18 protein-coding genes, 1 tRNA gene, 1 other RNA gene, 1 pseudogene and 2 other annotated features are annotated in these 21,861 nt (G+C 35.5%); of the genes and pseudogenes, 11 read left to right on the top strand and 10 right to left on the bottom strand.

The window, feature by feature from the left end; translation table 11 throughout:
- Positions 1 to 112: 112 nt before the first annotated feature.
- From guaB to DFR56_RS17635, 4 genes are all read left to right on the top strand, one after another.
- A complete protein-coding gene (gene guaB, locus DFR56_RS17650; RefSeq protein ID WP_110396772.1) occupies positions 113 to 1,579 on the top strand; it encodes an IMP dehydrogenase in 1,467 nt (488 codons plus the stop codon).
- A gap of 324 nt (positions 1,580 to 1,903) precedes the next feature.
- Entirely contained in the window at positions 1,904 to 3,223 is a 1,320-nt protein-coding gene (locus tag DFR56_RS17645) for a serine hydrolase (RefSeq protein ID WP_242694773.1), read from the top strand.
- Positions 3,224 to 3,419: 196 nt separating this feature from the next.
- Positions 3,420 to 3,625 (top strand) — a binding site (T-box leader).
- Positions 3,626 to 3,680: 55 nt separating this feature from the next.
- Positions 3,681 to 4,952, top strand: a complete 1,272-nt coding sequence (serS, locus tag DFR56_RS17640; RefSeq protein ID WP_110396771.1) for a serine--tRNA ligase — start codon at positions 3,681 to 3,683, stop codon at positions 4,950 to 4,952.
- 213 nt (positions 4,953 to 5,165) lie between these two features.
- Positions 5,166 to 5,258: transfer RNA gene (locus DFR56_RS17635), tRNA-Ser, on the top strand.
- 758 nt (positions 5,259 to 6,016) lie between these two features.
- On the opposite strand, the gene DFR56_RS17630 is transcribed toward DFR56_RS17635, so the two are convergent.
- The gene (locus DFR56_RS17630) at positions 6,017 to 6,439 is read right to left on the bottom strand and encodes a hypothetical protein (RefSeq protein ID WP_110396770.1); all 423 of its coding nucleotides are present in this window, start codon (positions 6,437 to 6,439) and stop codon (positions 6,017 to 6,019) included.
- Between the two features lie 273 nt (positions 6,440 to 6,712).
- Positions 6,713 to 6,926: a binding site (T-box leader), on the top strand.
- Between the two features lie 234 nt (positions 6,927 to 7,160).
- Here DFR56_RS17630 and proC point away from each other — a divergent pair.
- Both proC and DFR56_RS17620 read left to right on the top strand, forming a co-directional pair.
- Positions 7,161 to 7,976: a pyrroline-5-carboxylate reductase gene (gene proC, locus DFR56_RS17625; RefSeq protein WP_110396769.1), complete on the top strand. Its 816-nt coding sequence runs from the start codon at positions 7,161 to 7,163 to the stop codon at positions 7,974 to 7,976.
- A gap of 22 nt (positions 7,977 to 7,998) precedes the next feature.
- The gene (locus tag DFR56_RS17620) at positions 7,999 to 8,286 is read left to right on the top strand and encodes a TIGR04104 family putative zinc finger protein (RefSeq protein WP_158525698.1); all 288 of its coding nucleotides are present in this window, start codon (positions 7,999 to 8,001) and stop codon (positions 8,284 to 8,286) included.
- 944 nt (positions 8,287 to 9,230) lie between these two features.
- On the opposite strand, the gene DFR56_RS17615 is transcribed toward DFR56_RS17620, so the two are convergent.
- Positions 9,231 to 10,520 (bottom strand): glycoside hydrolase family 18 protein, encoded by a 1,290-nt coding sequence (locus DFR56_RS17615; RefSeq protein WP_110396767.1) that lies wholly within the window; start codon positions 10,518 to 10,520, stop codon positions 9,231 to 9,233.
- 239 nt (positions 10,521 to 10,759) lie between these two features.
- On the opposite strand from DFR56_RS17615, the gene tadA reads away from it, so the two are divergent.
- The 3 genes and pseudogenes from tadA to DFR56_RS17600 all read left to right on the top strand — a co-directional run.
- Positions 10,760 to 11,221: a tRNA adenosine(34) deaminase TadA gene (gene tadA, locus DFR56_RS17610; protein WP_110396766.1), complete on the top strand. Its 462-nt coding sequence runs from the start codon at positions 10,760 to 10,762 to the stop codon at positions 11,219 to 11,221.
- Between the two features lie 126 nt (positions 11,222 to 11,347).
- Positions 11,348 to 11,614: signal recognition particle sRNA large type (gene ffs, locus DFR56_RS17605), an RNA gene on the top strand.
- A 147-nt stretch (positions 11,615 to 11,761) separates the two neighbouring features.
- Positions 11,762 to 12,013: pseudogene (locus DFR56_RS17600) on the top strand (hypothetical protein); the annotation flags it as partial.
- A gap of 390 nt (positions 12,014 to 12,403) precedes the next feature.
- Here DFR56_RS17600 and DFR56_RS17595 read toward each other — a convergent pair.
- Positions 12,404 to 13,297 (bottom strand): hypothetical protein, encoded by an 894-nt coding sequence (locus DFR56_RS17595; RefSeq protein ID WP_110396764.1) that lies wholly within the window; start codon positions 13,295 to 13,297, stop codon positions 12,404 to 12,406.
- 517 nt (positions 13,298 to 13,814) lie between these two features.
- Here DFR56_RS17595 and DFR56_RS17590 point away from each other — a divergent pair.
- Both DFR56_RS17590 and DFR56_RS17585 read left to right on the top strand, forming a co-directional pair.
- A complete protein-coding gene (locus DFR56_RS17590; protein WP_244916572.1) occupies positions 13,815 to 14,426 on the top strand; it encodes a DUF4166 domain-containing protein in 612 nt (203 codons plus the stop codon).
- Positions 14,413 to 16,032, top strand: a complete 1,620-nt coding sequence (locus DFR56_RS17585) for a YndJ family protein (RefSeq protein ID WP_244916578.1) — start codon at positions 14,413 to 14,415, stop codon at positions 16,030 to 16,032. The genes DFR56_RS17590 and DFR56_RS17585 overlap by 14 nt, the downstream gene beginning before the upstream one ends.
- Positions 16,033 to 16,305: 273 nt before the next feature.
- Here the strand turns inward: DFR56_RS17585 and DFR56_RS17580 are convergent, their stop codons facing one another.
- The 7 genes from DFR56_RS17580 to DFR56_RS23080 form a co-directional block, all read right to left on the bottom strand.
- Positions 16,306 to 17,313: a FecCD family ABC transporter permease gene (locus DFR56_RS17580; protein WP_110396762.1), complete on the bottom strand. Its 1,008-nt coding sequence runs from the start codon at positions 17,311 to 17,313 to the stop codon at positions 16,306 to 16,308.
- Positions 17,310 to 18,323, bottom strand: coding sequence for a FecCD family ABC transporter permease (locus tag DFR56_RS17575; RefSeq protein ID WP_110396761.1), 1,014 nt, complete (start codon positions 18,321 to 18,323; stop codon positions 17,310 to 17,312). Before DFR56_RS17575 ends, DFR56_RS17580 begins: the two co-directional genes overlap by 4 nt.
- A gap of 61 nt (positions 18,324 to 18,384) precedes the next feature.
- Positions 18,385 to 19,305, bottom strand: coding sequence for an iron-hydroxamate ABC transporter substrate-binding protein (locus DFR56_RS17570; RefSeq protein WP_110396760.1), 921 nt, complete (start codon positions 19,303 to 19,305; stop codon positions 18,385 to 18,387).
- Positions 19,256 to 20,101: an ABC transporter ATP-binding protein gene (locus tag DFR56_RS17565; RefSeq protein WP_110396759.1), complete on the bottom strand. Its 846-nt coding sequence runs from the start codon at positions 20,099 to 20,101 to the stop codon at positions 19,256 to 19,258. Before DFR56_RS17565 ends, DFR56_RS17570 begins: the two co-directional genes overlap by 50 nt.
- Before the next feature lie 421 nt (positions 20,102 to 20,522).
- On the bottom strand, positions 20,523 to 20,684 hold the full coding sequence (locus DFR56_RS23085; RefSeq protein ID WP_158525696.1) for a hypothetical protein: 162 nt from the start codon (positions 20,682 to 20,684) through the stop codon (positions 20,523 to 20,525).
- Between the two features lie 150 nt (positions 20,685 to 20,834).
- Positions 20,835 to 21,323, bottom strand: a complete 489-nt coding sequence (locus tag DFR56_RS17560) for a LuxR C-terminal-related transcriptional regulator (RefSeq protein WP_244916571.1) — start codon at positions 21,321 to 21,323, stop codon at positions 20,835 to 20,837.
- A gap of 26 nt (positions 21,324 to 21,349) precedes the next feature.
- Positions 21,350 to 21,861, bottom strand: a 512-nt coding sequence (locus DFR56_RS23080; protein WP_110396758.1) for a response regulator, incomplete at its 5' end; no start/stop codon positions are given.

Here is a 21,861-nt window from a genome sequence, read left to right as displayed (position 1 = left end):
GCCGATATAGGCAAGTTCTTTTTCTTTTATCGAAAATAAGTTATTATTTTAAATAACAATGAAAGAGTAAATTAGGTAAAATTATTTTGACAGACTATAGAGGAGGAAGAAAATGAGTAAATTTGTTAAAGAAGGATTAACTTTCGATGATGTTTTATTGATACCAGCTAAATCAGAAGTATTACCAAGGGATGTGAATGTACGTACTTCACTATCACCTAGTTTAAATATGAGTGCACCATTTATTAGTGCAGGAATGGATACTGTAACAGAAGCGGATATGGCAATTGCAATGGCTCGTCAAGGTGGATTTGGAGTTATTCATAAAAATATGTCGATAGAGGAACAAGCAGAACTAGTCGATCGGGTGAAACGTTCAGAAAGTGGAGTTATTACAAATCCTTTTTTCCTAACTCCCGAACATCAAGTATATGATGCTGAGCATTTAATGGGGAAATTTAGAATCTCAGGTGTACCGATCGTAAACAATGTGGAAGAACAAAAGTTAGTAGGGATACTAACGAACCGTGATTTACGTTTTATTGAAGATTATTCGATTGCTATTTCTGAAGTAATGACGAGTGAAAATTTAATTACAGGAGAAGTTGGCACAACGTTAGAGGAAGCACAAAAAGTGTTGCAGAAATATAAAATTGAAAAGCTGCCACTCGTTGATGAAGATAATGTATTAAGAGGATTAATTACAATTAAAGATATCGAAAAAGTGACAGAGTATCCTCATTCAGCAAAAGATAACCAGGGACGTTTAATCGTGGGAGCGGCTGTCGGTGTTACATCCGATACGATGGCAAGAATTGAAAAGTTAGTTGAAGCCCATGTTGATGTGATCGTAATTGATACCGCACATGGACATTCTATAGGTGTTATCAACCAGGTAAGAGAAGTTAGAGAGAAATATCCAGATTTAAATATTGTTGCGGGAAATGTTGCTACTGCTGAAGCAACAAAAGATTTAATTGAAGCAGGTGCAAATATAGTAAAGGTTGGTATTGGGCCAGGCTCTATTTGTACAACCCGTGTCATTGCTGGAATTGGAGTGCCACAAATTACAGCTATTTATGATTGTGCAAATGAGGCTAAAAAGTATGGTGTACCAATAATTGCTGATGGTGGAATCAAGTTTTCAGGAGACGTAGTGAAAGCTTTAGCTGCTGGAGCACATGCTGTCATGCTCGGAAGTATGTTTGCCGGTGTGACAGAAAGTCCAGGTGAAATGGAAATTTTCCAAGGTAGACAATATAAAGTATATCGTGGGATGGGGTCGATTGCTGCCATGAAATCCGGTTCAAAAGATCGTTACTTCCAGGATGATAATGATGTGAAAAAATTAGTACCAGAAGGAATCGAAGGAAGAGTTGCTTATAAAGGAGCATTAGCTCATACGATGGAACAATTAATTGGTGGTTTACGTGCTGGTATGGGTTATTGTGGAACACCTGATTTAGAATCGTTACGAACAGATGCCCAATTTATTCGTATAACGAATGCAGGATTAAAAGAAAGTCATCCCCATGAAGTTCAAATAACGAAGGAAGCACCTAATTATTCATTTAATTAATTGAGTCAATTTCATACATGTTACTTTCAAGGATAAATCCGAACATTCGATACTGAAAAAACTTACTATTCGCGTATTGTACCTTTCACCTAGCGTGGAAACTAGTAATTAATGCGTTGTTCAGATGTTTAACTGAAATATTGAATGATGAAATTGTCAAATGTAAAAATAATTTAATAAATTTACCATATAAAAATAGATAATTTCATGATAAAATTATCTATGGCTAACTAGTTAGGTCTACAGACTTAGCAAAAGACTAAAAACGAACAAAATAGAAGATAATCTTGCTTATTTATTAAATAAACTTGGAGGTAAAAGAAATTGGGCACTTTTTTTAGGAGTAAAGTCTTATACTTATTCGTAGTATCTATCATTGCATTGCTACTCATACAACCGAATTCTATACAAGCAAAAACAATGGAGACGAAAGCAGAGACTGCGATTATTGTTGATGTAAATACAGGGAAAATTCTTTTTGCTAAGGATGAAAATGAAGCTTTACCTCCAGCAAGTATGACAAAAATGATGACAGAATACATCGTTTTAGAAATGATCGACAAAGGTGAACTTAATTGGGATACGAAGACACAAATTAGTGATTATGCGTACTCAATTTCTGCAAATACAGCTTTTTCTGGTGTAGGATTAAGACAAAACGTTGATTACACGGTAAAAAGTTTATACGAAGCGATGGCAATCAATTCAGATAATGCGACAACGATAGCACTTGCTGAATTAGTCGCAGGTTCAGAAGGCGAATTTGTTAAATTGATGAATCAAAAAGCGGAAGAACTGAAATTACCCGATTATAAATTTGTTAATTCAACAGGTTTAGATAATGATTCACTTGGTGGGAAACATCCAGAAGGAACGAAAGCAAATGATACAAATTTACTTTCTGCAAAATCTGCAGCAATATTGGCATATCATTTAGTGAATGATTATCCAGAAGTACTGGAAATTTCAAGTATACCCGAAACAAAATTTGATGGACAAGAGATCCGAAATTGGAACTGGATGTTAAAACATGATGCAACATTTTTAAAGCCATATTATTATGAAGGTGTCGATGGATTAAAAACAGGGAACACTGATCTTGCAGGATTTACATTCACTTCTACTGCAACAAAAGATGATCGCCGTCTTATTACAGTCGTTATGAAAACAAATAGTGTAGAGGAACGATTTAAAGAAACAGCTAAGCTATTAGATTACGGCTTTTCACAATTTGAAGATGTGGAAGTTTTTCCAGCAGGATATAAAGTGAAAGATAACTCAACTATTCCTGTAGCAAAAGGGAAAGAAGACAAAGTAGAAGTCGCCTTAAAAGATGGGATTACCATTCCTACTGTCAAAGGAACGGAAAAAGATTACAAAGTAGAATATAAGATAGATAAAAAGTTGGTAAATAAAGATGGAGAACTAGAAGCACCGATTAAAAAAGGTGAAAAAGTTGGAGTTGCTGAGTTAGTATTTGACGGGGAAGAAGACTTTGGATATATACTAGATGATGAGAAAAAAGTTTCCGTTGATCTCGTAACTACGCAAGATGTAGCTAAGAAAAATTGGTTTAGTCTCATGTTAGGAGCAATCGGACAGTTTTTTACCAATTTATATGATAAATTTATAGGATTATTCTAATTTTAAGAAGGATTCAAGAGGCACTATGATTATGAATGTCATTAATGCTGAAGCAAGCCGAAGCTGTTAGTGAAATGACATCAGAACGGGCATCTGCATATATCATACAGTCGGTGGGGTTACTTAAAAGGCAGATCGTTACTGAACAATACTTGCATTTTATTATGGAAAACGTTATTCTAAGGAATAAGATATGTTAAATGTAATGATAGGAAATAGTAATAGTATATTTTTTAAAAGAGAGTCGATGGTTGGTGAGAATCGATGAAAAATAACTATGAATCCATCCTTAAACAAATTTATGATAAATAAATTCGGTATGTTCCGTTACAGACAAGCGAGTTGGAAGATTTTATCTTCAATTTGGGTGGCAACGCGGGAAATATAACTCTCGTCCCTAATTTTATTAGGGATGGGAGTTTTTTGATGAAAATAATGATGAAGGAGGAGTTTTCGAATGTTAGACCGTAAGTTATTACGTACTAAATTTGAAGAAATTACAAAAAGATTAGAAAAGCGTGGAGAAGATTTATCTGAACTTGTGAATTTTGGGCATTTAGATAAGCGTCGTAGAACAATTATTGCAACTGTTGAAGAATTGAAAGCGAAACGAAATGAAACTTCTAAGGAAATTTCAACTTTCAAGCGTGAAAAAAAGGATGCTGCTCATCTGATTGAAGACATGCAGGAAGTGGGCAAGCAGATTAAGGAATTAGATAAGGAACTTATCGAAGTAGATGAAAAATTAGACCATTTAATGTTGTCAATTCCTAATATCCCTCATGAATCTGTCCCAGTTGGTGAAGATGAGGAAGATAATATAGAAGTACGTCATTGGGGAGAAAAGCCAGAATTTGCTTTTGAACCTCAAGCACATTGGGACATTGCAACAAATTTAGATATTATTGATTTTGAACGAGCTGCCAAAGTAACTGGAAGCAGATTCGTATTTTATAAAGGATTAGGTGCACGAATTGAGCGCGCTTTAATAAGCTTTATGATGGATTTACATGCTGATGAACATGGGTATGTTGAAATGATTCCTCCATATTTAGTGAATAGACAAAGTATGACTGGTACAGGGCAATTGCCTAAATTTGAGGAGGATGCTTTTTTAATTGAGGAATGGGATTACTTTTTAATTCCAACAGCGGAAGTATCGGTGACGAATTATTATCGTGATGAAATTTTGCCAGAAGCGGAGTTGCCTAAAAAATATGTTGCTTATAGTGCCTGTTTCAGATCAGAAGCGGGTTCAGCTGGTCGTGATACACGTGGATTAATTAGACAACATCAATTTAATAAAGTAGAGCTTGTTCAATTTGTAAAGCCAGAAACATCTTATGAAGCACTAGAACAACTTACAAATCAAGCTGAAAAAGTTTTACAATTACTTGAATTACCGTATCGAGTAATGAGTATGTGTACAGGTGATTTAGGTTTTACGGCAGCTAAAAAATACGATATCGAAGTATGGATTCCCACGCAAAATAAGTATCGGGAAATATCATCTTGTTCTAATTTTGAAGATTTCCAAGCACGTCGAGCAGGAATTCGTTATCGTAATGGAGATGGGAAATTAGAATTTGTTCACACATTAAATGGTTCAGGACTTGCTGTTGGTCGAACGGTTACAGCTATTTTGGAAAATTACCAGCAAGCAGATGGATCGGTTATTATTCCTAAAGCGTTACAACCATATATGGGTGGTAAAGAAGTAATTAATTAAACTATTTGTCCCACAAATCCCCCAATGGATTTGTGGGAAGCTTTTACATGTTTTCGTAAAAGAGTTTGTATTCTCATAGTATGTGGTAGTAGGAGTGGTTATGATAATGAAAGGTTGTACAATAACACGAGTGAGAAAAAATAGACACATTCAAAAAAGATATTTTTTATTGACATGTTATTAATATTCGTGTATATTAAATAATGTTGCTACGGAGGAATACCCAAGTCTGGCTGAAGGGATTGGTCTTGAAAACCAACAGGGGTGTCAAAGCCCGCGGGGGTTCGAATCCCTCTTCCTCCTCCATTTAAAACTAAAATACAACCCTAGATACAGGACACTTGATTAATTGTTCCGTATCTAGGGTTTTTATTTTCAACTGTCGCACTTTAATACTTAGTTGAACGAAACTGCGCAGTAACTTTAAAATAGTGAATATACCATCGCTACAGAAATGCACTCCGCCTTTTGAGACCAATGAAAAGGTTATAAAAAAGTTTGGGATAGATTCGTATACTACCGCATCCTGAATATGCTTCGCTTTCCGTGGGCGGCTGTTGAGCCTCCTCACTCGCTTTGCTCGTTGTGGGGTCTCATCTAGGCCTTTCCTCCCACAGGAGTCTACGCATATTCAGGCTGCTATAAATGTGCTTAATCATTATTTTTCCGATAATCACTTTGCGGTGGTCTCCTTGCTATCCAATAGGAGTCTCTGTGTATTTCCTTCGCTGGGATGTGTTAATAGTACGAGGCATTTGTTTTCACTATTTTGGTGGTTGTTTGGAGCGAAGGACCATTGACTCCTGTGGGAAAAGCGCGTGTCCGAAGACCCCGCAGAGTGGTTTTCTCGAGGAGGCTGAGGCCGTGCCCACGGAAAGCAATGGTCCGTAGCGGAAAAAAACCTAGCAGTTACTGCACAGTTTATCTCTAATTAGCAACAAAGTTGATAAAAGTCGTTAAAAGAAAAAACCGAGCTAATAAACAAATTCTAATTGAAGAAATTTGAATTTTAGTTCGGATTCCTCTATGACTAAAACACTTCTATCCCAGCCACTTTACTTTTATTAGTCTGGAAACAATGTGTCTTCTTCCCCTTTATGATGAAAGTGATTGATTGTTAACAAAGCATAAAATTCATGGATATGTTGTTCTGTTACCTTTTTTTCTACAATTATTTGTTCTTTAATATGGGCAACAATTTCACGGAATAAATCATGGTCACGCATTAGCATGTAAATATCTTTTTTAGGGATCTTATCTTCTGCAAGTAATTCTTGATAAAAACCTTCATCTTCAGCATCAGCATGGGCAATGATTCTCTCTTCCCAATGTTCAATAAGTACTTTGGCTGTTTTTAAACAATCCTCTTCCCGTTCTTCATTGAATAATTGTTTCATCATTTCTGTTAATTCCCTTGCCTGTGCTTGCCCCGCGTCATGGATAGCACGATGTGATGTGATTTGTCTTAATGCAGGTCCTGACCTCATAGAAAAATGCCCCTTTCTGCTCATAGTAGTTCATTTGTTTTCAGTATAGCATAATTTAATTAGAACGAAAGATAACTTTTGATAGTTGAAATTTTCTTCCTCTTTCCTAAAATATAAATAAAAGTGGTGTGTAAGAAGCCTGTCAAAGAAAAATAATTTCAGTTCTTTTATGTATTTCGTTTCCACCTTCCCCGTATTACGGTAATTCCCATTTGTTTAACTTGACAAAAGAGACAGAAAAACATATATTTGTAAATAATATTAAAATCATAATTGAAGACTATGATTAGACAAGTAGATTATTGTTCTTCCAAAAGAGATAGGGATTCATCGGCTGAAAGATCCCTTTGATTAGACATAATTGAACCTACCTAGGAGTCGTTAGCATATAAAAAACTAACCGCATTGTTGCGTTATCAAAGATAAGTGGGCTAAAAAAGCCAAATTAGGTGGTACCGCGGATAATAACCTCATTTCCGTCCTTTTATAAAGGATGAAATGAGGTTTTTCATTTGCAGACAAGAAAGTATAAAAATTTCTTGACTCGCATAAGTGCGACTATGGCACTCGCCATTAAAGGATTGGTAAATAAGTTAATCACTTATTTACATAAGCTAAGGCATCGTCTCTGACATCGCCTAATAGCTTGTCCATCAGTGTGTTTTCTTTAGCGAATGCCAAGTGTTCTAATTAAAATTGAGTTCAAAGGAGTAAATAAGGCATGGTAAACAAGGTTTCTTTTATTGGTGCAGGTTCTATGGCAGAAGCGATCATCGCTGGCATGGTAAATAAAAAATATGTACCAAGTGAACAAATATATGTAGCTAATAAGGAAAATGAGGCAAGACTTAATGAATTAAAGGAAAAATATAATATTATTGGACATACAAATAAAGAAATAGTTATTCAAGATGCAAATATTATTATATTGGCGACGAAACCATATGATATGGCAGATGCGATAATAGACGTAAAAAAATATATTCAACCAAATCAATTAATTATTTCCGTCGTTGCAGGGATATCGACTGAATTTATTGCCTCCCATATCGAAAAAGATGTAGCGGTGATTCGAGCAATGCCAAATACATCGGCTACTATCGGATATTCAGCTACAGCAATTACAAAAGGTGAATATGCGACAGATGAGCATATTCAAATAGCAGAACAACTATTTCAAGCAATTGGAACAGTTTCGGTTGTCGAGGAAGAAGAAATGCACATCGTAACAGGGATTTCAGGAAGCGGTCCTGCTTATGTGTATTATTTAGTCGAAGCGATGGAAAAAGCTGCGATTGAAGAAGGCTTAGATAAACAAACGGCAAAACAATTGATTACACAAACAATTATTGGAGCAGGTGAAATGTTAAAATATTCAAAAGAACCTGTTACAATATTAAGAGAGAATGTAACAAGTCCAAATGGAACGACAGCAGCAGGGATTCAAACTTTAGGAGAATATAACTTTCAAGAGGCAGTCGTCAATTGTGTGAAAAATGCAACAAAGCGTTCTATGGAACTCGGGAAGAAAAAGTAAATCCTAGAAGGAGGTGCTTTTATTGCCAATTTGTAAGCATTGTAACACGAAATGGACATATAAAGATTCATTAAAAAATATGTTACGTTATAAATGTCCATATTGCGGGGAGAAAAATTATATAAGGAAATTTAGAGTGAGAGATATTTTGATGATGATTTTAACTCCGGCTATTGTCATATTTATTTTACCTATTTTCGATACGCCCTTTATAGGTACGATAGCCATTGGATTATCGTTAATTGCTATTTATTTGTTAACATATCCAATTAACTTGGAATTAACAAAAGAAGAAGAACCTTACTTTTAACTAGTGATGATGAAAGAAGAAGAGGATGGACAAAAGTGTTTTGGTCATAAAGAAACGATGATTAAAATTTCTTAAAGTAAACTTACATTGGTTCGGATTTTATTTAGTGTTTTTAAAACCATATTGCTGATTAGAAATAAACTGCGCAGTAACTTTTAGTGGTGAACGTACCGTCGCTACGGAAATACACTCCGCTTTCACCACAGGGCATAAGAGCGACATCTGTTCAACCTGTGTTATCGCTTGTTTTCACAGTGTCTCCTTTACCGCGGGCGGCTGGTGAGCCTCCTCATTCGTTACGCTCATTGCGGGGTCTCTCCGAGGCCTTTCCTCCCGCAGGAGTCTCCGTGTATTTCCTTCGCTTAGGAACGTGTAGTCAATCATTACTGTTATTTGTTATGGATGTAATAAAATAATTTTTATTCATCCTACGTTGGGTCTACTGAATAAACAGATATCCCATCTAAACCAATAGTTTATAATCGTTTTTCCAAAGTGCAGGGCTTTTGACTGTTTTACCAAACAACCTTTGCCATATGTAATGAACTACTCTAGTTGTCTGGAGCGAAAGTGACTGACTCCAGCGGGAAAAGCAAATGGTCTTCGATGGGACGAGTAAGCGCAGTCCCAGTCCCACGAGTCTGAAGACCCCGCAGGAAGCGGTTTTCTTCCGAGGCGGGTTAAGTTCGCGACGTCCTTGTCGCAACACCCGCACTAGCACGTCCTGTGCGTCGGAGGCTGAAGCCGTGCCCGCGGAAAGCATGTCACACTTCGCGGAAGACAACGGTAGCGTGGAACACATTTTAGTTGCTCAGTAGCCCCTAAATTACTGCACAGTTTATTTCAATAACGGCATATTTATGCCAAACTATCGAAAGGAATATTCTAACCTTATCCTTTTATCGTTCGTTTTTGGAGTGAACGTTTGTTATGTCCCACCCTTTTCAAGTTTGCTTTTTGGTAATAATAAAATTGTCATTTAATAATAGCCAGTTTTGCGGAAAGGCAAGACCTAATTTCCAATAGGCTATCCCTAATAAATCTAATTGTTTAATTAGATTAAATTTAGCTTGAATAGATCGAGCGTCTTCAAACCAGACGACATGTTCTTTACCTTCAACATCAACATAATGAAAAAATGGTGCTTGAGCAGTTTCATCATATTGAATGGCGACATGATGTTCACGAGCAAGACGGATTGCTTGTTGCGGACTTATTGCTCTTGCAAAACTCTCACCACGAACAAATGGTAATGTCCAATCATAGCCATATAAATTTTGTCCCATTAAAATTTTATTGGCTGGAATTTCAGTTATCGCATAGTTTAACACTCTTTGAACCTCATTTATTGGTGATACAGGAAGCGGTGGGCCAGCACTATACCCCCATTCATAAGTCATAAGTACAAGAAAATCAACAATTTCCCCGTGGGCCGCATAATCATGGGCTTCATATAATAATCCGCGCTGAGTGGAACTAGTTTTAGGTGCAAGGGCTGTCGACAAAAGTAGACCTGCTTGGGTGAGACGGGGCTTTACTTTTCTTAAAAATGCATTATAAGCTTCACGATCATCTTGAGGGATAAATTCAAAATCAAAATGAACATCATTAAAGCCGTTTGCTGTTGCAGTATTAATAATTTCATCAATCATTCTATTTTGAACCGCTTGAACAGTTAATACGATATGGGCTAATTCTGAATTAAATGTAGTACCTTCAAGATTTGTAACGACAAAAGATAAATTTGTTCGGTTGTTCTCAGCAATTTCTCGGAATCTGTTTAAGGGTGGAGCTGTTAAACTTCCATCCCGATTTACTCGGTAACTAAAAGGAGCTAAAAAAGTTAAAAAAGGACTATTTTTTTCTGCAGCATTTTCCAAAACCGGTGAAACTGTACCACCAATTGGTTCAATATAACCAAATGCCGTAATTGGTCTACGTGGTCTAGGTGGAATATATAAGCGAAGACCAACAGGTAAAACAGTATTCATTTGTAAATTGTTAATGCGAGCAAGTGCTTCAACAGACATATTAAATTGCCGAGCAATGGAAAATAAACTATCTCCTGGTTGAACAAAATAATACTGACCTACAATCGGAATAACGAGTGCTTGCCCAACGACTAAATTTGGAGTTTCAAGTTCATTCGCTTCCGTAATGGCATAAATAGAAGAGTTATATGTATTGGCGATTGAAAATAAAGTTTGCCCACTTTGAACAACATGGATTTGCAAATCATTGTCCTCCTTTCTTGGTGGGATATTCGGATGATCGTGTGGAAAAGTAAAAGGATTGATGGTATGTGCCTTCTGAGCAGCTGTCGCCCTTGTGCCTCTGGTGAAAGCGTGTATATTCCATTTGCGTCGTGAGAAAGCAAAGTTTTTTCCACACTATTTTCCGCTTACCCTGTAGTGTTAATTAACTTTATGAAAGAAAATAGAAGAATATACTAAAAGACTAGAAGTGATATAAGATGAATCAAGATGAAAAATATATGATATTAGCAATTGAGGAAGCAAAAAAAGCAGAAAAGATTGGTGAAGTTCCGATTGGTGCAATCATCGTTTATGAAAATAACGTCCTTGCAACGGGCTTTAATATTCGTGAAACGAAACAGAAAACTTTATCTCATGCTGAACTAATTGCAATAGAGGAAGCCAATCGGAAAATTGGTAGTTGGCGATTAGAAGATTGTACTCTTTATGTTACATTAGAACCGTGTCCTATGTGTGCTGGTGCCATTGTGCAATCAAGGATAAAACGAGTTGTTTACGGTGCAGCTGATCCAAAAGCAGGTTGTGCTGGAACATTGCTGAATTTATTAGATGATCATAGGTTTAATCATCAAGTGCAGATAGAAAAAGGGGTTCTTGAGTCTGAATGTAGTACCTTGTTAACGAACTTTTTTCGTGATTTACGTAAGAAAAAGAAATGAATCAACTAAAAAAGAATGATGATATTTTTATAAAAGGTTTGGTTTCTTAATAGAAAAATTGTCAATTGCATCCAATAAATGATTATTTATTGCATTTTCAACCTAATAAAAGTATAATGAAGAGTGCCGTGCTAGGTGGGGAGGTAGCGGTGCCCTGTAACTTGCAATCCGCTATAGCAAGGCTGAATTCCCATTTGAGGTGAGGCGATTTTATGGTCTGCCTTAACGGAGTGGTGTTGACGTTTAGATCCTGCGCAACAGGAACCCATGAACCCTGTCAGGTCCGGAAGGAAGCAGCAGTAAGTGGTTATTCTTGTGTGCCGTGGGGCCTCCTAAGCCGAGCCATGAACTTAAGTAACGCATAGGGACGTCGCATCGATAGTGGGTGCATGGCTTTACATATGAAATAAAACTTTTTGTTAGTTTTTCATGCTAGCAAAAGGTTTTTTTATTTTAGAAGGTTTTCCAATAATATTTGTATTATAATGTATAAAAGCTATCATCTTTTTATCTAGAAAGTCATTCAATATGATTAATTAAATGATATCCAAGGTTCTTCCAGGGGTGGTTCCATTGAAAAATAAGCCAATATATGTAGAAGTTCCGATTTATACAAACTTAGAAAAACTTTGGGAGTACACGCAAAAACCGCATTTACATGAAAAATGGGATTTACGCTTTTCATCCATTACCTATTTACCTAAAGAAGAAAATGAGCCTCAACATTTTGTGTATAAAACCAAAATTGGGTTTGGTGTTCAGATAGAAGGATGGGGAAAGAGTGTTGGCCAGCATCATGCAGATATGGTTTATTCTTCCTGAAATATTATATCAGAATACTGCTTGTAGATGGATAAAAAAAGATATAAATTCGTTTACTTATAAATTGATTGGAGAATAATAAATCATAATGTTATGGTAGTGCACCCTAATTTTTATTTTCATTATTAAGGTTTAAATGGTAATATTTAGATATGTAGACTTTAAAGAGGAGGGTGATTAAAATAGACTATTATTTATTTTTAGGTAGTTTTTTTGACAATGTTTTTAGTATCAAGTTTATATTTAGGTATTTATATATGTTAATTGCATTCTTTTTTGGATGGTATGGAATAAGATTTTTTTTAAAAAAGAAAAAAACAAAAAACTAACCTAAAGTTAGTTTTTTATTTTTTAAGAGTCTTACCAACCATCTAACCATCCATTGTTAGGATATTTATCTCTTGAATCAATATATCTAGTAATAGCGTTTCCTATATCTGAGTAAGCAATCGCAAAGTTGACAGCATGTCCTAAAGACCCAACTATTCTCTGGTTTCTTTTGCTTAGTCTTTTTATTCGATGTTCTGCAAGTCTAGTAATGGCTTGTGCAGCAGCTTTTTTACCTTTCTTTTTAATTAATTGTACAACAGCATAGGTACCGCCACCCAAACCAATAGCTATAGCAGTGTTGATTATAGCTCCTACAAATTTTCTACCGAGTGCGTATTTAGCTTTTTTCTTTTTAGCTGCATAAACTTTATCAGAACCAAATATAATGTTCTTTGCTTTAGATAGCCAAGCAACTTCTTCTGATTCTATCTTTTCAATATAATTTTCAATTAACTCTTCTTCAACAGCATCTAGATCGTTGTAATTTTCAGAATCACCATCGTAAAAATCAATAAGTGCATCCTCCATTAATTCAGGATCTTCAGCTCCTGATAAGTTAGCTTCCTGCTCAATGACTAAAAGAGCAAACTCCTCTTCCTTTGGGGACATTTTTGAGAGATCCATATTGTCTATAGCTGCTTCAAAATCAAAGTCATCAGCTAAAACGTCTTCATTAAAAGTATTTAGTTCAGTTATGAATCCAAGCTCTTCTAGCTCTTCATCAGTCATTTTCTCAAACTCTTCCAAAGTCAATTCTTCAATTACATCTGATATTTCATCATCAAAGAAAACCTCTTCAAAACCTTCTTGCTCTACTTCATGTGAAATCGGCGTGCTAGCCAAACTTAATAGTGGTTCTGTAATGCTTGTAAACATTAGAACAAACGCGGATGTTAATAATATTCTAGGTATAATTCTCTTCAAGACTTCAACCCCTTTTCATGATTATAACTATTATATACCATATATACATTTTATTACAATATAATCCATCTATTTACATGCAAATTTCTTTATAGCATGGATTTTAATATTTAGCTATAATAGTAAATATATAGACTCGATTTGCATCCCTACCTAAAGTCACTTAAATAACCCTAAATCAAGTATATGAAATGATAAAGATCAACGCATTTATTATAGACGGAACCTTTTGGGCGATAAGGGAATAAAAAAACGTCTAGCGCTTATTCTGATACAGTTTATTTAACTAAGAGTGAACTTGAAGAAATTGTTACTAATGCAATTGAAAAGAACGTGAACAGATGATTAAAGTTTTTGAAGAACAGTTAAAATAATACGATTCCAAGTACATTGAATCATCCTTTTAATCCAATTATAGTCAATGGAGCATTATTTGTTCTTTCCATTATTGGTCTTTTATATAGTAAAGATGTCCCCACAGCTACAAATTGTAGACGAAAAAGGTAAGGTGGTACGTGTGTCCATTTATAAACAAGTCTTGGGAGATCAATTTTCCAAACTTCATCCAATGTTACAAAAAAGATATGCTTCCTTGAATAAAGAAACGTTTATCGGAAAAGGGATAATGAAGACTATTACTGGACCAAAATGGCTTTTCCCATTCTTATTATTAGGTACAAAATATAACTTACTTTTTCCTGAAAAAGGTACACAAATTCCCTTTATGATTATCAACTCACCTCGAATCGGTATAAATGGGGAGAATCAAATTCATTGGAAAAGAATCTTTTACTTTGGAAAGAAGGAAAGGTATTTTAATGCGCTGATGTCATTAGACTCGGACAATAAGGTTGTAAAAGATTATTTAGGTGAACCGTCTGTTTTATATGCTGATTTATCGTTTTCAGTGACAAAGGAAGGATATATGTATATTGAATCCAAGAGACAACGAATGGTACTGGGATCAATTGAAATCCCGTTGCCTATGATTTTACAAGGAATTGCAACCGTACTAGAAAAATATGAAGAAACGAAGGATGTTTATACGATTAAAGTTGTAGTAAAAAATCCGTTAATTGGGCTTGTTTTTTCGTATGAGGGAGAGTTTACAAGTGATGACATTTCGTAACATTGCAATGTTTAATATGATTATTATCATCACCCTTTTACTATTGAATAAGGCATCTTCGTATTTTTTAATGTTGTCTGTTGCTCAATTTGTTTTTATCCCCTTTATGTTACATCTCATCTGTAAAAACGATCAAAGTCGAATTTCTTCCTGTTTGGTTTACTGGTCAATCCCAGCATTTATCGCTTTGTTTATGATTCCTATTGTAAAAGGAACCGTTCCCGAAGTGATTCCCTTTCTTTTATCATGTATTTATTTTCTTTTTACTTTAATCGTGGCAATTTACGGGGTTTCTCGTTTTTTAAAAAGAGGTTTTGTTCATTTTGAAGAATTTTTAATTGATATGGGGCTCATTTGTTTAGCAATTGGTGGAGCTTGGTATGTTGCATATGAAGGAAACATAAACACTGGATTTTCCCCAATCATTACTTGGCTAACGAGTATTCATTTTCATTATTCCGCATTTCTATTGTTGTTATTTACTGGATTTATTGGTCGGCTACATAAACCAAGAGGATATCATTTGATAGGAATGAGTGTGTTAATAGCGCCATTTATAGTAGCGATTGGCATTACTTTTTCCGTCTATCTTGAATTGGTATCCGTTATTCTTTATATGTTTAGCATTTACGGACTCATATTTCTATCGTTCAAGACATCTTTTCAACATACAATTCAACAATGGATGATTCGTACCTCTTTTTCTGCCTTAGGGGTGTCGATTCTTTTTTCTTTCTTGTACGCATTCGGTAATGTAACAGGAATATTTTCGATAACGATTGACTTCATGTTACGTTCTCATGGAATAACAAATATGGTCTTTTTTGCACTTATCGGTATGATTGGGTGGGCGATGAAGCTACCTCCTTCTAATCAACAAAAGCTCCAATTTCCAATTAGTACAATTCGTGGAAAGTGGATAAATGATGAGAGGATTTTAAAAGGAAAAACGACAAAGAAAAAATATGTTGGACTTGTTGACCAATTATCCAATTATGTACCAAATAGGAGTCCAACATTATCCTCTACTATTATTGATTTTTATGAAAATACGAATCAATACCGTTTGTTTGCAAATGTAAATTGGCATTTTTGGTTTCTGCCGTTTGCTCTTATTTATCGGCTAATCAGTAGCAAGATGAAGCAAATTAACTTGCCTTTATCAAGGAAAAAGGTTGAAATGACGGGGGATATCGTTGCAATAAAAGAAAAACTTGATGGTAGGGATAAAACGAGGGCATGGATTCGTAAAATAGATGGAGAAACGACTTTTGTCGCCCTTTATTCATCCCATCAAACGAAAAATAGAACGTATATGAATATTGCCTTGCCGCTACCTTGGACATCGATGATCGGTATATTGGAATTAAGTCAAATTGGTCAAAACCTTAGACTTTCAAGTAAGAATAATCAATGTAGCCATGCAGATTCGGGTATTTATTTAATAATAAAAGATTGCCTATTTAAATTACCGATAGAGGAACAGTTTGATGTAAGTGAAGTAGCGAATGGGAACTTGGAAGCAAGACATGTAATGTGGATTTTTTCCATACCATTTTTAACGATACATTATACGATTTATCATGAAAGTGCCTATACAGGATGAAAAATAGGGTACTGGGATTATCAAGCGGAAATTTAAGCGAGTGAGGCTCATCACTGGCCCGTAGAAAGCGAGTGTATTCTATTTGCGGTGGCATAGAGGCGCTTATTTTTCTACACTTTTTTCCGAATACCCGAAAAATAGAAAGAGGCTTGGACATCTATTAAAACAATCCACTCGTAGTTGGATGTTTCTTTGCTGAAATATTTTTGTTCCAGCCTCTTGTTACATAAAAGTAAAATTTTAAAAAGTGAACTAGACGAAAGCATAAAGGTCTTATTTTCTCAGTAATAAAAACATAAAATAAGGGGCACCAATTAAAGCAACCATGATACCAGCAGGAATTCCATCTGGGTCGACTAAATTACGACCAACTGTATCAGCTAGTAATAACAGCCATCCACCGATTAAAATAGCAATTGGTATAAAAAGTTGATTTCTTGGACCAACGAGAGCCTTGGCCATATGGGGTGCCATTAAGCCGATAAAAGCAATCCCACCTGTAACAGAAACAGCAGATGCTGCTAAAGCGACAGCAGTTACGAGTAAAATAATTCTTTCTTTCTTAATCGAAAGACCGACTCCAATTGCGACGGGTTCACTTAAGCCGAGTAAATTTAATCGATTCGCTTTGTAAAGTGTAAATGGAATAAGGAGGATGAGCCAAGGAAGAAGTGCCCAAATAAACGGCCAATCTGTTCCCCAAATATTACCTGCAAGCCATTTAGCAATAAAGTTAACCTTTGCTCTTTCTGTAGAAGAAATAATGACAACCATTAAACCTGACAATGCCATTGCAAAGCCGACACCAGTAAGTACTAACTTGATTGGTTGTAGTCCCGTACGTTTATCGTAGGAAAATAAATAGATGAATATAACAGTGATAAAAGCCCCAATAAACGCAACGACTGGAAGTAAATAAGTAAAAGAGCCAACATCGGTTGGAAAAAATAAGAAGAAAATGGCAATCGCGACTCCAGCTCCTGAATTAATCCCGATGATTCCTGGATCTGCTAAATCATTTCGGGTAATACTTTGTAAAATAGCACCAGATAAAGCAAGTGCCATCCCAGCTAATAACGTAATAATAATTCGTGGTAAACGAACAGAAAATAGCACAAATTCTTCCTTAAATGTTCCGGATCCAAATAGAGTAGGAATGATTCGATCATATGATAAACTTGAATAACCGATCCCCATACTAATCAATATCGTACTGACAATTAAACTAACAAGTATAAGAATAATCATGCGTTGTTTTTTAAGTAACCGTGAATCAATCATATGAATGCTTTTCCTCCTTTACGAACAATAAAAAGGAAGAATGGTAAACCTAAGATGGCAACAACAGCGATAATAGGCGTTTCATATGGTGCATTTATTGTTCGTGCTATCGTATCCGCAAAAAGCATAAAAGTTGCCCCAATAATCGCTGACATCGGGATAATATAACGATAATCTGTACCAACAATGGCACGGACAATATGTGGAATCATTAGCCCAATAAAAGCAATATTACCGACTAAAGCGACAGCTGTGCCTGCTAAAGTGATAATAACGACAAATAAAGTAGTTTTAATGATCGCTATTTTTTGACCAAGTCCGATCGCTACTTCTTCATTTAAGCTAAGAATCGTTAATTGTCTGGAGAGAATCATTGCAATAAATATTCCTAGTACAATGAATGGAACCATCATTTTCAGCTGTGTCCAAGTTGTACCAATTAACCCTCCAGCTGTCCACATAGAAACATCTTTCGAAACTTTAAAATAAATCCCAATACCTTGTTCAATCGCATATAAAAAAGCGGAAACAGCTGCACCAGCGAGTACAATACGAAACGGAGAAAGTCCACCCTTTTTAATCGCTCCGATGCTAAATACCATGATAGTTCCGATTAATGCTCCGATGAAACAAGCAATCATAATTCCAAAATAGTTAATAGAAGGAAAAAAAGCTACCGTTATTGCCAACATCGCATTTGCTCCAGCAGTAAGCCCAAGTAACCCAGGGTCTGCTAATGGATTTCTTGTCATCCCTTGCATAATAGCTCCAGATACTGCTAAAGCAGCTCCAACAAAGACAGCAGCGATTTCACGTGGTAGTCGGATGTCACGAATGACAGAAATCGCTTCATTAGACTCGTTTGTCATGAGAGCCAACCATATATCTTTCATTGACGTATTAGCAGCACCAAAAAGAATTGCTGCAACAAACATTAAAAGCAAAACAATCGTTGCAACAATCAGTTTATAAATAAATGAATCATTCCTGTTATTAATTTGCTTTGTCATTATTGTTCCATCTTTCTCTATATAAATAGAGGGATTACAGAACAGTGAATCCCTCCAATCATTAATCTTGTAAAAATTTCTCCTCAAAAAAGTCGAGTTGAAAATCTAACGTTGTTGCGTCATTAAAATAAAATGACCGTTGTTCAACTTCAAATACATGATCATTTTTAACTGCTGGGATATCTTTGTAAATGTCTGATTCTAGGTAAGCATTGTCTGCCCCACTATTACGGCTAAAAATCATATAGTCACCAGCATATTCAGGAAGTACTTCTAAAGAAAGTGCATAGTATCCCTCTTTTAATGCCATTTCTTCCACCGATTTTGGCATTTTAAGTCCCATTGCCTGATATAAAATTTCAGTCCCTCTCCCCCAATTATCACCAAAGACGTATAATTGTTTATCGTAATCTTCAATGACTGAGACAGTTGCATCTTCACCGATTTTTTCTTTAATTTTTTCTCCAACTTCTGTGGCACGTTGTTCAAAGTCTTCTACCCAAGCTGTAGCCTCTGCTTCTTTATTTAATAGTTTTCCAATTTCAATATGTTGTTGTAAATAATCTACTTTACCATACGTAAAGGTAACCGTTGGTGCAATTTCATTTAATTTATCAACATTTTTAATGGTTGATAATCCAATAATTAAATCAGGATCAAGTTCAATAATCTTTTCTAAGCTTTCATCCGATACTTCTTCTGCATCTGCTAGCCCTTCCGCAAAATTAGGATTTTCTAGAGACCAAGAATCTGCCCCAACAATATTGACTCCAAGTTTCAAGACGTCTCCCGCATATGTAGAAAGAACAATGACCCGCTCAGGGTTTGCTGGAACTTCAACAGGACCACTTTCTGATTCATAAGTAATTGTTCCATTGTCTTCTGTATCATCTGAAGCGGTATTTTCTTTAGGATCATTGTTGCTACAAGCACTAACGATGAGCAATAGCAGTAGTAGGATAGATAGGACTAACTTTTTCATTTTCGAATTCTCCTTTTAATAAGTTATACGTAATACATATCGGTTTGTTCGTTCGTGGATCTTCTCCAATCACAGCGTCTATTTGAAAAACTTTCCTTAACACATCACGGCTCATCACTTCATGGCAAGTGCCTGTTTTAACGATTTTTCCAACTTTTAAAGCGATAATATAATCAGCAAAACGAGCAGCTTGATTTAAATCATGTAATACCATGACGATTGTTCGTTCTTGTTCCTTATTTAGCTTTTGTAAAAGTTCCAATATTTCGAGCTGATGAGCCATATCTAAATAAGTAGTCGGTTCATCTAAAAAGATAATCTCTGTTTCTTGTGCCAATGCCATTGCAATCCAAACACGTTGGCGTTGCCCACCAGATAAGGCATCTACTGGCTGAAACTTAAAATCAATTGTGCCTGTGACATCTAATGCCCAATCAATTACTTCAATATCCTGTTTCGTTAATCTGCCAAAACCAGTTTGATACGGAAAACGTCCATAAGAAACAAGCTCCCCTACTGTTAATCCACTAGCACTTTCAGGAGCTTGAGGTAGAATAGCCATTTTTTTTGCTATTCGCTTTGTATTTTCTTCTCCTATGTCTTTTCCATCTAAAATAATGGAACCAGAACGGTGAGGAATAATACGTGTTATTGCTTTTAAGAGCGTCGATTTTCCACAACCGTTTGAACCAATAATGGTAGTGATTTTTTTATCTGGTATCGTTACGCTAAGGTCTTTCACAATTAAACGCTCACCATAACTAATGTGTAAGCCATCTGTATATAGGCGGGACATCGTTTAACCTCCAAATAAATGAAATGTACTTTATTTTAATTGAAAATGATTATCAATTTCACTATAGTATTAAATATAATCGCCTATTTTAATATTGTCAAGTAGCTATTCACGTTTATAAGAACGATAAGTTTAATAAGATAATCACTGATAAGATATAAATTTAGAGGGACAGAAACCAATAACTGAGCAGCAAAACGTATTTGATGTTACTACCATTGGTGGGGATCTGCAGGACTTTATAGTGGGTCTCGTAGCATAAACGAAAGTGATTGATGGCTCAACAAAACTCCTAATCATGATAGAATGAGATCATTGATTAGGAGTTTTTTGTTAGCTTTATTAAGATAGGATAATAGGTAAAGGTGATTTAAATCTAAAAGGATTTAATATTTTATATGGGCAATCCCAGTACATTATTTTAGTGTTTAAATGGTAATAAACGGAGAAATGTTCTCGTTAATTTTTTCCTTTTCTGGCGTTTTCCAATCCTTATATATGGTTCTCCATACGTAATTTGTCTTAATTGTTCTTTTTTCCTAACCATTTCATAACGAAATGCATATTCATGAAAGCTACTCATGATTTCACCACTTCCATCGATTTGATCTTACTTTTATCATACAATCAATGAATTGGTGTGTCTTCGGGAGAAGGAATGAAAAGGAGATGAAAAAAGTTCCTACTTTTGCATGTAGAAACTTTACGACTTTAGGCTGAATCTGCGTGTAGTTCATTCAAATAGTTTATTTTTTATAGCGAAAATTGCTGCTTGTGTTCGGTCATTTACATGTAGTTTGCTTAAAATACTACTAACATGTGTTTTTACAGTCTTTTCTGTAATAAAAAGTTCAGCAGATATTTGTTTATTCGTTTTTCCACACGTAATTTGATAAAGCACTTCCTTCTCCCGATTGGATAATGCTGAAATACCTGCTTCCGCCTCACTTGATTCTTCATCTGAGGTAAGATGGGATAAAAGTGTGTTTGTTGCTGTAGGATGAAGTTGTTTTTCCCCACGATATGCAGCATGAATTGTTTTAACTAGTTCACTAGGTTCAATATCTTTCAATTGATAACCAATGGCGCCTGCTCTTAGAGCTGGTAGAACATAATCTTGATCAGAAAAGCTCGTTAAAACAATCACTTTTATATTTGGAAATGTTGCTTTTACTTGTCTAGTTGCTTCAATTCCGTCCATTACTGGCATCATCAAATCCATTAACACGATATCTGGTTTTAATTTCTCTATTTTTGCAAGTGCCTCTTTACCATTAGTTTGCTTAAAATACTACTAACATGTGTTTTTACAGTCTTTTCTGTAATAAAAAGTTCAGCAGATATTTGTTTATTCGTTTTTCCACACGTAATTTGATAAAGCACTTCCTTCTCCCGATTGGATAATGCTGAAATACCTGCTTCCGCCTCACTTGATTCTTCATCTGAGGTAAGATGGGATAAAAGTGTGTTTGTTGCTGTAGGATGAAGTTGTTTTTCCCCACGATATGCAGCATGAATTGTTTTAACTAGTTCACTAGGTTCAATATCTTTCAATTGATAACCAATGGCGCCTGCTCTTAGAGCTGGTAGAACATAATCTTGATCAGAAAAGCTCGTTAAAACAATCACTTTTATATTTGGAAATGTTGCTTTTACTTGTCTAGTTGCTTCAATTCCGTCCATTACTGGCATCATCAAATCCATTAACACGATATCTGGTTTTAATTTCTCTATTTTTGCAAGTGCCTCTTTACCATTTG

The sequence above is a fragment of the Pseudogracilibacillus auburnensis genome (genome assembly GCF_003201975.1).
Taxonomy (GTDB): domain Bacteria; phylum Bacillota; class Bacilli; order Bacillales; family Amphibacillaceae; genus Pseudogracilibacillus; species Pseudogracilibacillus auburnensis.
Note: the sequence above shows the minus strand (reverse complement) of the source record. Positions and strands in the feature narration are given on the sequence as shown.